The organism is Alkanindiges hydrocarboniclasticus, assembly GCF_001982605.1.
GTDB lineage: Bacteria > Pseudomonadota > Gammaproteobacteria > Pseudomonadales > Moraxellaceae > Alkanindiges > Alkanindiges hydrocarboniclasticus.
The window spans coordinates 25,139-36,302 of sequence record NZ_MLCN01000025.1; the positions used below are offsets into that span (position 1 = coordinate 25,139).

Consider the following 11,164-nt stretch of genomic DNA (forward strand, 5'->3'; position numbering starts at 1 on the left):
TATAATTTCGCGTCCAAATTTTTAGTTGCTTGCATTCAGATGGGTGCTAGTAAAATAAACTGTGTACATACATATGTACAAACTACCGGATTTAATTGAATGTCATCTAATGCAAGTGATTCAAGTGTAAAAGATTTACGCAATATTGCCATTATTGCGCACGTTGACCATGGCAAAACCACACTGGTCGACAAATTGTTGCAACAGTCTGGCGCGCTAGGCGACCGTGCTGGTGAAATTGAGCGTGTTATGGATTCCAATGCGCTGGAAAGTGAGCGCGGTATTACCATTCTGGCCAAGAATACAGCCATTAAGTGGTTAGATAAGCGTACCGATCAGGAATACCGTATCAATATCGTGGATACACCGGGACACGCCGACTTTGGTGGTGAAGTAGAGCGCGTGATGTCCATGGTGGACTGTGTGCTGCTGCTGGTTGATGCGCAAGATGGCCCAATGCCACAAACCCGCTTTGTAACCCAAAAAGCCTTTGCCCGTGGCCTAAAGCCAATTGTGGTACTGAACAAGATTGACCGTCCGGGCGCACGTCCTGACTGGGTAATGGATCAGGTGTTTGACCTGTTTGACAATCTGGGTGCCAGCGATGAGCAGCTTGATTTTCCGGTAGTGTATGCCTCAGCAATCAACGGAATTGCCGGTAATGATCCAGCCAATATGGCTGAAGACATGACACCGCTGTTCCAGACCATTGTAGATATCGTTGAGCCGCCAAAAGTTGATATTGAAGGCCCGTTCCAGATGCAGATTTCCAGTCTGGACTACAACAGCTTTGTGGGTGTGATCGGAATTGGCCGTATTCAACGCGGTGCGGTTAAAACCAATACGCCAGTGACTGTTATTGACAAAGAAGGTAACAAGCGCAACGGTCGTATCCTGCAAATCATGGGCTACCATGGCCTTGATCGGGTTGAAGTGCCGAGTGCTTCTGCAGGTGATATTATTTGTATCACCGGTATTGATGCACTAAACATTTCTGACACCATTTGTGATCCAAAAACTGTTGAAGCCTTGCCACCGCTGTCTGTGGATGAGCCAACCGTTTCGATGACCTTTCAGGTAAACAACTCGCCATTTGCGGGTCGTGAAGGCAAGTTTGTGACCTCGCGTAATATTCGTGAACGTCTGGAACGTGAGCTGATTCACAACGTGGCACTGCGGGTAGAAGACACCGATTCCCCAGATCGCTTTAAAGTATCTGGCCGTGGCGAGCTGCACTTGTCAGTACTGATTGAAAATATGCGTCGTGAAGGCTTTGAGATGGGTGTATCGCGTCCTGAAGTAATCATGAAAGAAATTGACGGTAAGATGAATGAGCCGTTTGAAAACGTCACCTTTGATGTGGAAGAGCAGCATCAGGGCGGCGTGATGGAGCAGATGGGTAACCGTCGCGGCGAATTGACCAATATGGAAGTAGACGGTAAAGGCCGTATCCGTATTGAAGCCACTGTACCTTCGCGTGGCCTGATTGGTTTCCGTTCAGAGTTCCTGACCATGACTTCCGGTTCTGGCATCATGACTTCCAGCTTTTCGCATTATGGCCCGGTGAAAAGCACCTCAGGCGCATCGCGTCAGAACGGTGTACTGATTTCGATGGCTAACGGAACCTGTCTGGCCTATGGCCTGTATTTCTTGCAGGATCGTGGCCGTTTGTTTGCCGAGCCACAGCTTGAAGTGTACGAAGGCATGATCGTGGGTATCAACTCACGTGGCGATGACATGGTGGTTAACCCAACCAAAGCCAAACAGCTGACCAACGTGCGCGCCAGTGGCACGGATGAAGCCCTGACTTTAACCCCAGCCATTAAATTTACGCTAGAGCAGGCGCTGGAATTTATTGAAGATGACGAACTGGTTGAGGTAACCCCAAAATCTATTCGTATGCGCAAGAAGTTCCTGACTGAAAATGACCGTAAACGCGCTGGCCGCAAGTAAGCATGTATTAAGCCAGAGTAGGCCACTGCCATAAAAGCAGTATGCCTACTGTAGTGCTAAATACGTGATTTTACGAAGTTAGCAAAAACCACCTGTCTATCCCTTAGACTGGTGGTTTTTTATTGTGTTGCAAAACTGTGTGAACCCGTTCCTTTTTTTGGCAAAAACACTACAGTAAAACCTGACACAGTATTAAAGCTGTTTTTAATTTAAATAACATATTGTTATGCGATAAATTTTTGGTGAGAAACCATCAACTGGAGGGGACTGCATGAGCATCCTGCAAGAATTTAAAGAGTTTGCCATCAAGGGCAACATGATTGATCTGGCTGTGGGCGTAATTATTGGCGGCGCCTTTAGCAAGATTACCGACTCACTGGTAAAAGACGTGTTTATGCCATTTATTTCGTGGATTATTGGCGGTGATGTGGATTTTTCCCAGTGGTTTATTGTACTGGGCGATAATCCCAATAACCTGACATCACTGGCTGACCTTAAGGCGGCAGGGGTCAATGTGCTGAGCTATGGTAGTTTCCTGACCATTTTAATTAATTTCCTGCTGCTGGCATGGATCGTATTCCTGATGGTCAAAGGCATTAACCGCCTGCGTCGCATGCATGCCCGCGAAGAAGAAAAACCCAAAAAAGCTGATGAAAAACCGGTACCGGAACCAGAAGATATCAAGCTCTTGCGTGAAATCCGTGACCAGTTAAAGACCAAAAATAGTTAAAATTTTCAAGAACGGCTGAGAAATCAGCCGTTTTTTATTGCCAAGAGTGTTACCCGTTTTATACTGAGTGCTTTGGGGCTTTCGTAAACTCATAATGACGGAATTGCTGCTTGCGGCGCTGTGCAGTGTGCTGGTGTCACTGGTTTTAAAGTGGTCAAAATCGCAGGGTTTTACTGCAATTGCACTGATTAGCTGGAATTATGTAGCGGCCATTGGCTTGAGCGCTGTATTGCTGAAGCCGAATTTTAGCAGCCTACAGCATATCAACTCCGGATCGTGGCTGGCCTTTTTGGCACTAGGTCTGTTGTTGCCTGTAATTTTTGTGACACTAGCCCGTTCATTACACCATGCTGGCCTGATTAAAACTGAAGTGGCCCAGCGCATGTCGTTGGTGCTGTCGTTATTGGCGGCATTTTTGCTATTTGCCGAAAGCTTTAACTGGCTCAAGCTGCTGGGGATTGTACTGGGTTTGGGCGGCGTGCTGGGCCTGATTTTGAGTAGCAAAGGTAGCAGCAAGTCGGTTGGTGCGCTAAAGCATTCGGGCGGGCTATTGCTGGCGGTATGGGCGGGTTATGCCGCTGTCGATGTATTGCTGAAATATATTTCCACGTTAGGCTATTCTACCAGTATCGCCCTGTGTGCCAGTTTTGGCATTGCCTTGCTGGGCTTGTGTCTGTGGCAAGCCATACAACGCCAGTGGAAACCGTTGCTACAGCCCCGCCATATTGGGCTGGGGTTAATGCTCGGCACATTGAATTTTTGCAATATCTGGTTTTATATCAAGGCGCATCAGCAATTGGCCAGTAACCCGGCCATTGTATTTGCCAGCATGAATATTCTAGTGGTGGTACTCAGTGTTGTGGCTGGTGTGGTGTTATTCCGTGAAAAACTAAAAAAATCTGGCTGGGGATTTGTGGCGTTGTCGCTGATGGCCATTCTGTTGTTGTATTACGCCAGAATTTAAGGGGTAATGCGCTGGGCGTTGACAAGCTGGTCTTTCAATATTGTACTTAAACTTATACAAGGACAGCCCCTGAATCTAGTAAAAGACCATGCCTGAACCTATTGATGGCTACTTTAAGGGCTGGCATTGCGGGCAAAACACACTGGCGCGCTGTCCCAGTTTCAGGTTTTCCAGCACCGTTTCGCAATTGACGCACATCTCACCCGCACGCCCATAGGCCAGTAGGGTTTGCTGAAAATAGCCATTTTCACCCATGGCATTGGTGTAATCACGCAAGGTAGAGCCGCCCAGATCAATGGCCTGTTTTAAGATGCGCTTGATTTCGACCACCAGCTTTTCAATTTCCTGTTCAGTTAAGGAACAGGCTGGCCGTGCCGGATGAATGCCGGTATTAAACAGGCTTTCAGTAGCATAAATATTTCCAACACCCACCACTACGGCATTGTCCATGATGGCCACCTTAATGGCGGTACTTTTGCCTTTTAGTTTGCTGGCCAGATAGCGGGCATCAAAGTCACTGTCCAGTGGTTCTGGTCCCAGTTTGGATAGCAGGGTATGGGTGCCATTTTCCAGCCACAGCATGCAGCCAAAACGGCGCGGGTCGTGATAGCGCAATTCTGTGATCTGGCCTTCATTGTCCCCAAATTGCCTATCACTAAATTGTAAAACCACATGGTCATGCTTGCGCAATTCATCATCACGACTACAAATACTAAAACTACCGGACATGCCCAGATGTAACAGCAGGGCATCCCGGTCAAAATGCGCCAGAATATATTTGGCACGCCGTTCCAGCTTGAGCAGTTTTTGGCCAGTCAGCGTTGATAAATTGTCCGGCACTGGCCAACGCAGGCTGGACTGATATACCTGAACAGCGGTTACGGTCTGGCCGAGTAAGGGTTGCAGGCTGGTTTTGGTGGTTTCAACTTCGGGCAACTCAGGCATAAAAAAGCTCACGGATAAACAATCAACATCAATTTTTTGCTACGGTTTTACAAAAGTTTGGCTTACAAATAAAAGACGTATTCCGGTTAATATTGGCCTTAAAGTGGTGAAAAACAAGGACACTGCTGTAAAAGATGCCAAAAAATCCTGCTTCATCTGCTGCCCAAAAAGACTTGTCTGATCCGTTAACCAGTATTGTCGACCATGCCTGGTTTAGGCGGCCAACGGCTGTGGTGGCGGCTGATTTGATTGGCTGCTACCTGTGCCGCCGTATGGATGACGGGCAGGTGGTTCGTGCCCTAATTACCGAAACCGAAGCTTATCTGGGTATTGGTGACGCAGCCTGCCATGCGTTTGAAGGCCGCCATACGCCGCGAACCAGTGTGATGTATAAGGAAGCCGGTACCATTTATGTTTACCTGATTTATGGCCTGCATTATTTATTGAACATTGTGACCACCGAAATTGGCCAGCCGGAAGCGGTACTGATTCGCGCGGTGCATGTGCAAGGTGAATCTATCAAGACTGGCGCAGGGCCTGCCAAGCTGACCAAGCGGTTAAATATTGATAAGCGCCTGAACAATCACTTGTTGGGTGAAGAAGTGGGCTTATGGGTCGAAAACAAAACTGAAAGCAATATTCCTGTGAGTGTAGCCAAGCGGGTTGGCATTGACTATGCCGGAGAAGCAGCGCATTGGCTGATGCGCTTTTACTGGACGGGGCATGGGTCAGTGTCAAAATAATTGACACATTTAAATGAACCATGCCTACTGAGTTAAATAAGGCTGCATGGATTGCTGTAATAACTCCACCAGCGCGGCATCCATATAATGATAATCGTCAGGAATATCCAGCACCACAATAGTTTTAAACTGGCATAGCTTGGCAAACTCAGCCTTGATCCGTTGCTTATGCTTGTGTTCCATCACAAAAATGACATCTGCCCAAGCAATGTCACTGGCACTGATTTTACGCTTGGCCTGTGCTGAGGTGCCGGCAGAGCGGGTGTGAATGCCGTAATCCTTGGCAAATACGCGCTCTGCCGTAGGACTGCGCCACTGGTTACGGCTACAGATGAAAAGGTAGTTCATATTTGGTTTATTGATTGCATTTCTCGATATGGTTAAAGATTTTTGAGTCAATCAGTTTTTGACTGGATTTATAATAAAGATTTAATAAACCTATTAAAATAATTGCTGTAAAAATGCTTTAAGTTTATCCAGTGACAATAAAGATTCTTTTTTAGTAAGAGTGGTATTTTGCATATTAAAATTGGCACAAGGGTTGGGCAGATAGCGATAGATATAGTAAATTTCTTGACCATCTAATACTGCATTTTTATTAGTATCCAGTTGCTGAAAAATCTGTTGGGAAGGTAGGTCAGACTCAAATCCGCTTTCAAAATTTGAGCCTTTAAAACTTAAATTTTGCCATTCAGTGCGCTGGATTTTCTGGTCATTATTTTTATCATTAATGGCATAAAACTGATCCCAATTTACGGCATTTGGATCACAGGCAAAACCCGCACTTGAACAGACTATGGAAAAGACCATTACTGGCACCGATCTGGTTTTTATCATGCAGGTTTATCCTATTTTCAGATAGAAGCTTAAACATCAAGCCATTTACTTCTCACGCCCTACATCGCCATTCAAGCCGTCCGGCAAATCCAGCACCTGATAAATTGAAGCTTCTAAAGCACTGGGCTTTGCCACCACCAGCGCTTGCCAGCCATTGGTTGAGGCTACTGCATTCACCACCTGAATATCCTTGTCTAATTCAGCACCTGCATCAGGTACATCACCAATCCCGGCGCTAATCAAATGCAGCCAGTGCTTGGGCTTGGCGCGGAACCACAGGCGTGCAATAATTTCTTGCCCCAAATAGCAGCCCTTGTCATAGTCCACACCGCCGCGCTGGTGCAAGCGCAACTCCTGTGGCTGAAACAGTCCCGCCGTTTGCGCAGTAATCCATGCCTGCCCTTGGCTAATGGCCGTGTGTTGCCATTGTTCAATGCTTACACCTTCATCGTTATGGCTAAAGCTGGCCTTGCCCTCAACAATAGCCGGATATACAGGCAACGCAGCATCCAGTTGAAACTTTGAAAAGGCCCCATATTTTTTAATATGGGCGTGCAGTGCATCGCGCTGGTCGTCGGCCACTACCACTTCAATGGATTCCGGGCTGTATTTTTTGAGCCATAGACCAAAGTTAATCCGGCCTTTTAAGTCGCAAATGGCTGTGGGGCGATATTCATCACTGCTAAGGGCTTGCACATTAACTGTGACCTGTCCCTGTAAGAATTTTTCGGCATCCGGGCCTTGTAATGTCAATCGGCTAAAGCTGGGGGAAGCACTCGAACTCATGTTCAATCTCCAAAAAAGGTCTGCAATGAAAATCACTGGCTCATGATGCTGGCTACTTTTAAGCGCAAGTATGCGTCAACATCAGGGTTGCAGTGATTCAACCGTGACACAACTCAGTTATGACGCATAGCCTATACCTAAACAGGTGGGGTTGCTGCCTGAAAACTCAACAAATCATACTAATTGTGCGCCACTATTTTGCATTAAAAACACTTCTGCATTAAAAAGAGTTTGCGGCCAGTTAAAGCTGCATCAGTACATAGCCCAGCTTGAACAGCCCGCAAGCCATGGCAGTAAAAGGCTGTAACAGTAACCAGGCAAAAGCCATCCAGCCCGCAGCGCCATCAATCCGCTGGGCTTTTGTTTCAAGATAAAACACCAAAACCAGCAGGATTAAATCAGACACTGCCAGTGCCAGCCACCAGCCAAAACCAGCTTGTATCAGTAGCCAGTAATTGACTGCCATAACGGGTGCCCAGACCATGCCACAAAGCGCCAATAAGGCCAGCAGGGGAGAGGCTTTTACTTGAGTATTAGACAGACTGTTTTTGTTGTTGCGCCGGATCAATTGCTGGCCCAGCACAGCCACTGCAAACAGTGCAGCCAGTGTTCCCAGCACCAAGGATGAAGGCATAGCGATATCATTATTCAATAAACCTATTGCTATTTTAGCAAGCAAACTGACGTTGAATAAATAACCAGCTAATAATTAAAGGTTTTTATCGAAATTTCCACTTAAATTTAGTTATAGGGATAAATAGAGCAAAAAACCTAGATATGTGTAACCAAATATTTCTAAAACTGGCATTTTTGGGGTTAAGCAATTGATAAATATTAAATTTGGGAAACGCTACTTTGAGGGCGTACAATACAGGCACAAACGGGTGCCATTGTCGCCATCGCCACAGCAGCTACTTTTTGTCTGCCCGCCCCACTTTTATCTGATTGAATTGTTTGTCTATGAATACCCAATACCGTAAGCCGCTAGCCGGCACTCAGCTTGATTACTTTGATGTTCGCGCGGCTGTTGAAGCCATTCAACCCGGTAGCTATGACACTTTGCCCTATACCTCGCGTGTACTGGCAGAGCAATTGGTGCGCCGTGCCGAGCCAGAACATTTAACTGCTTACCTAACCCAGTTGATTGAACGCCGCCAGGATCTGGATTTTCCGTGGTATCCCGCCCGCGTAGTGTGCCATGACATTCTGGGACAGACGGCACTGGTTGACCTTGCAGGCCTGCGTGATGCGATTGCCGATCAGGGCGGTGACCCTTCCAAGGTAAACCCGGTTGTACCGACCCAGTTGATTGTGGATCACTCACTGGCCGTAGAGTGCGGTGGCTTTGATCCAGACGCATTTGATAAAAACCGCGCCATTGAAGACCGTCGCAATGAAGACCGTTTTCACTTTATTGAATGGACCAAAACCGCCTTTAAAAACGTAGACGTGATTCCTGCGGGCAACGGCATTATGCACCAGATTAATCTGGAAAAAATGTCGCCTGTGATTCAAGCACGTGATGGCGTAGCGTTCCCTGATACTTGCGTGGGTACGGACTCACACACACCACACGTGGATGCGCTGGGCGTGATTGCAGTGGGTGTGGGTGGTTTAGAAGCTGAAACCGTGATGCTGGGCCGTGCGTCCATGATGCGTCTACCCGACATTATTGGTGTCGAAATTACAGGTCAACGTCAGGTTGGTATTACTGCCACCGATATCGTGTTGGCTTTGACTGAGTTTTTGCGTAAAGAACGTGTGGTTGGTGCATTTTTGGAATTCTTTGGTGAAGGTGCGGACAGCATGACCATTGGCGACCGCGCTACCATTTCCAACATGACACCAGAATATGGTGCCACAGGTGCAATGTTCTATATCGACCAACAAACGCTGGATTATTTAACCATTACTGGCCGTGAAACTGCTCAAGTAGAATTAGTAGAAAACTATGCCAAAACCACTGGCTTATGGGCAGATAGCTTAAAAACTGCTGTGTACCCACGTGTGTTGCATTTTGATTTATCTCAAGTCACGCGCAACATGGCTGGCCCATCCAATCCGCATGCACGTGTATCGACCAGCGATTTGGCTGCCAAAGGCATTGCAGGCGAGTGGGTGAAAGAAGACGGGTTAATGCCAGATGGCGCGGTGATTATTGCGGCCATTACCTCATGTACCAATACCAGTAATCCACGTAACGTGGTGGCTGCGGCATTGGTGGCACGTAAAGCCAATGAACTAGGCCTTGAGCGTAAGCCGTGGGTTAAAACCTCATTTGCCCCAGGTTCAAAAGTTGCCGAGTTGTATTTAAAAGAAGCCAATTTGCTGGTTGAACTGGAAAAATTAGGCTTTGGTATTGTTGGTTTTGCCTGCACCACCTGTAATGGTATGTCTGGTGCACTTGATCCAGTGATTCAGCAAGAAATTATTGACCGTGACTTATTTGCCACTGCCGTGTTATCAGGCAACCGTAACTTTGATGGCCGTATTCATCCCTACGCCAAACAAGCGTTCTTGGCCTCTCCGCCATTGGTGGTGGCCTATGCCATTGCAGGCACGATTCGCTTTGATATCGAGTGTGATGCACTGGGTAATGACCAAAACGGTAACCCAATTTACCTTAAAGACATCTGGCCAAGTGATGAAGAAATTGACGCCTTAGTGGCCAAAAGCGTGAAGCCAGAACAATTCCGCCAAGTGTATATTCCCATGTTTGACTTGGGCGAAATTGAACAAGCGGCAAGCCCACTGTACGACTGGCGTCCAATGTCGACTTATATTCGTCGTCCGCCTTATTGGGATACTTCAGGCATGGGTGCACTGGCAGCGAGTCCACGTACTTTGACAGGTATGCGTGCCTTGGCCGTGCTACCAGACAACATCACCACCGATCATTTGTCGCCATCTAACGCCATTATGATGAACAGTGCGGCAGGTGAATACTTGCACAAAATGGGCTTGCCGGAAGAGGACTTCAACTCTTATGCCACCCACCGCGGTGACCATTTAACAGCCATGCGCGCGACCTTTGCCAACCCAAAACTACTGAATGAAATGGTACGTGATGACAATGGCAAAGTGATTCAGGGTTCATTGGCGCGTATTGAGCCAGAAGGCATCGTTACCCGCATGTGGGAAGCCATGGAAACCTACATGGAACGCAAACAACCGCTAATTATTATTGCGGGGGCGGATTATGGTCAGGGTTCTAGCCGTGACTGGGCAGCCAAAGGCGTGCGTTTAGCAGGTGTGGAAGCCATTGCTGCTGAAGGATTTGAGCGTATTCACCGTACTAACTTGATTGGTATGGGCGTGTTGCCACTTGAGTTTAAAGCGGGCGTGAATCGCATTACCCTAAACCTTGATGGCACTGAAACTTATGATGTGAGGGGCGAACACACGCCCCGCGCTGATATGACCTTAGTAATTACCCGTGCCAATGGCGAAACGCTAGAAGTGCCAGTTATTTCCCGCCTTGATACTGCTGAAGAAGTGCTGATTTATGAGGCAGGTGGTGTATTGCAGCGCTTTGCCAAGGACTTTTTGGAAGGCAATGTAGAAGTAGAAGCTACTGCTTAAACTATTTGATTTTGTTTGAAAAAAACCCTATCGTGAGATGGGGTTTTTATTTTCTTTTAAATATTTTTTGGAATAATATGGATGACTTTCTTAAAAATCTCGCTAGTTTAAATGATGATAATGCTTTGCTAGATTTTTGTCGCCGCAAAGTATTACACGGTACCCCATTTGTTTTTAACGGAAATGAAGATGCTTATTATAGTTTTAGAAAGCGCATAGCTGATGAATTTGAAATTAATTTTCATGAAATTTTTATAATAGGTTCTGGTAAGTTGGGATTTAGCCCACATAAAAATAAAATTTTTGATTATGATTCAGATATAGATGTAGCTATTAGATCTCTTGCATAAATCAATTTTTGACCAGCTCGATATTATAAATAGCAGCAATCAAATTAAAGCGTAATCCCATGCGTTTACGTCGATTGCGGTAGCGCTCTGCAAGAATTTTAAACCGCTTTAACTTGCCAATCACATGCTCAATCCTAATGCGACGTCGGCTGATCTCAGTATTAAGCCATTTTTGCAACGCAACTAAAGGTCTTTTCTTATTGGCTTTAAATGGCATTAAGTAAGGAATCTTTAGTCGCTTTAAACCTTGATAACCTTTATCAGTCAATAAAAA

Annotated in this window: 12 protein-coding genes; 6 read left to right on the forward strand and 6 right to left on the reverse strand. The window is 46.4% G+C overall.

Features of this window, described 5'->3' with window-relative positions:
* The first annotated feature begins 99 nt into the window (after nucleotides 1-99).
* The 3 genes from typA to BKE30_RS10135 all read left to right on the forward strand — a co-directional run bounded on the left by typA (nucleotide 100) and on the right by BKE30_RS10135 (nucleotide 3,647).
* Complete coding sequence (typA, locus tag BKE30_RS10125) at nucleotides 100-1,953, forward strand: translational GTPase TypA (RefSeq protein ID WP_076878483.1); 1,854 nt, start codon at nucleotides 100-102, stop codon at nucleotides 1,951-1,953.
* A 271-nt stretch (nucleotides 1,954-2,224) separates the two neighbouring features.
* Nucleotides 2,225-2,683: a large conductance mechanosensitive channel protein MscL gene (gene mscL / locus BKE30_RS10130; RefSeq protein ID WP_076878484.1), complete on the forward strand. Its 459-nt coding sequence runs from the start codon at nucleotides 2,225-2,227 to the stop codon at nucleotides 2,681-2,683.
* A 94-nt stretch (nucleotides 2,684-2,777) separates the two neighbouring features.
* On the forward strand, nucleotides 2,778-3,647 hold the full coding sequence (locus BKE30_RS10135; protein WP_076878485.1) for an EamA family transporter: 870 nt from the start codon (nucleotides 2,778-2,780) through the stop codon (nucleotides 3,645-3,647).
* 108 nt (nucleotides 3,648-3,755) lie between these two features.
* Here the strand turns inward: BKE30_RS10135 and mutM are convergent, their stop codons facing one another.
* Entirely contained in the window at nucleotides 3,756-4,592 is an 837-nt protein-coding gene (gene mutM / locus BKE30_RS10140) for a bifunctional DNA-formamidopyrimidine glycosylase/DNA-(apurinic or apyrimidinic site) lyase (protein WP_076878486.1), read from the reverse strand.
* Between the two features lie 134 nt (nucleotides 4,593-4,726).
* Here mutM and BKE30_RS10145 point away from each other — a divergent pair, with 134 nt between their 5' ends.
* The gene (locus tag BKE30_RS10145; RefSeq protein WP_076878487.1) at nucleotides 4,727-5,335 is read left to right on the forward strand and encodes a DNA-3-methyladenine glycosylase; all 609 of its coding nucleotides are present in this window, start codon (nucleotides 4,727-4,729) and stop codon (nucleotides 5,333-5,335) included.
* Nucleotides 5,336-5,359: 24 nt separating this feature from the next.
* Here the strand turns inward: BKE30_RS10145 and BKE30_RS10150 are convergent, their stop codons facing one another.
* The 4 genes from BKE30_RS10150 to BKE30_RS10165 all read right to left on the reverse strand — a co-directional run bounded on the left by BKE30_RS10150 (nucleotide 5,360) and on the right by BKE30_RS10165 (nucleotide 7,592).
* On the reverse strand, nucleotides 5,360-5,683 hold the full coding sequence (locus tag BKE30_RS10150) for a low molecular weight protein tyrosine phosphatase family protein (RefSeq protein WP_076878488.1): 324 nt from the start codon (nucleotides 5,681-5,683) through the stop codon (nucleotides 5,360-5,362).
* 93 nt (nucleotides 5,684-5,776) lie between these two features.
* The gene (locus BKE30_RS10155; protein WP_076878489.1) at nucleotides 5,777-6,172 is read right to left on the reverse strand and encodes an EF-hand domain-containing protein; all 396 of its coding nucleotides are present in this window, start codon (nucleotides 6,170-6,172) and stop codon (nucleotides 5,777-5,779) included.
* Nucleotides 6,173-6,217: 45 nt separating this feature from the next.
* Entirely contained in the window at nucleotides 6,218-6,958 is a 741-nt protein-coding gene (ygfZ, locus tag BKE30_RS10160) for a CAF17-like 4Fe-4S cluster assembly/insertion protein YgfZ (protein ID WP_076878490.1), read from the reverse strand.
* A gap of 241 nt (nucleotides 6,959-7,199) precedes the next feature.
* Nucleotides 7,200-7,592: a hypothetical protein gene (locus BKE30_RS10165; RefSeq protein ID WP_076878491.1), complete on the reverse strand. Its 393-nt coding sequence runs from the start codon at nucleotides 7,590-7,592 to the stop codon at nucleotides 7,200-7,202.
* Between the two features lie 326 nt (nucleotides 7,593-7,918).
* Between BKE30_RS10165 and acnD the strand changes: the two genes are divergently transcribed.
* Together acnD and BKE30_RS10175 are read left to right on the forward strand one after the other, a co-directional pair.
* On the forward strand, nucleotides 7,919-10,540 hold the full coding sequence (gene acnD, locus BKE30_RS10170) for a Fe/S-dependent 2-methylisocitrate dehydratase AcnD (RefSeq protein WP_076878492.1): 2,622 nt from the start codon (nucleotides 7,919-7,921) through the stop codon (nucleotides 10,538-10,540).
* 77 nt (nucleotides 10,541-10,617) lie between these two features.
* Nucleotides 10,618-10,890, forward strand: coding sequence for a hypothetical protein (locus BKE30_RS10175; RefSeq protein WP_198938073.1), 273 nt, complete (start codon nucleotides 10,618-10,620; stop codon nucleotides 10,888-10,890).
* A gap of 1 nt (nucleotide 10,891) precedes the next feature.
* On the opposite strand, the gene BKE30_RS10180 is transcribed toward BKE30_RS10175, so the two are convergent.
* A partial coding sequence (locus BKE30_RS10180; protein WP_076878494.1) for an IS5/IS1182 family transposase occupies nucleotides 10,892-11,164 on the reverse strand: 273 nt, incomplete at its 5' end.

Bases quoted from the DNA above. Each gene is read 5' to 3' on its own strand.
- typA (WP_076878483.1), top strand. From the start codon at position 100: ATGTCATCTAATGCAAGTGATTCAAGTGTAAAAGATTTACGCAATATT.
- mscL (WP_076878484.1), top strand. From the start codon at position 2,225: ATGAGCATCCTGCAAGAATTTAAAGAGTTTGCCATCAAGGGCAACATG.
- BKE30_RS10135 (WP_076878485.1), top strand. From the start codon at position 2,778: ATGACGGAATTGCTGCTTGCGGCGCTGTGCAGTGTGCTGGTGTCACTG.
- mutM (WP_076878486.1), bottom strand. From the start codon at position 4,592: ATGCCTGAGTTGCCCGAAGTTGAAACCACCAAAACCAGCCTGCAACCC.
- BKE30_RS10145 (WP_076878487.1), top strand. From the start codon at position 4,727: ATGCCAAAAAATCCTGCTTCATCTGCTGCCCAAAAAGACTTGTCTGAT.
- BKE30_RS10150 (WP_076878488.1), bottom strand. From the start codon at position 5,683: ATGAACTACCTTTTCATCTGTAGCCGTAACCAGTGGCGCAGTCCTACG.
- BKE30_RS10155 (WP_076878489.1), bottom strand. From the start codon at position 6,172: ATGATAAAAACCAGATCGGTGCCAGTAATGGTCTTTTCCATAGTCTGT.
- ygfZ (WP_076878490.1), bottom strand. From the start codon at position 6,958: ATGAGTTCGAGTGCTTCCCCCAGCTTTAGCCGATTGACATTACAAGGC.
- BKE30_RS10165 (WP_076878491.1), bottom strand. From the start codon at position 7,592: ATGCCTTCATCCTTGGTGCTGGGAACACTGGCTGCACTGTTTGCAGTG.
- acnD (WP_076878492.1), top strand. From the start codon at position 7,919: ATGAATACCCAATACCGTAAGCCGCTAGCCGGCACTCAGCTTGATTAC.
- BKE30_RS10175 (WP_198938073.1), top strand. From the start codon at position 10,618: ATGGATGACTTTCTTAAAAATCTCGCTAGTTTAAATGATGATAATGCT.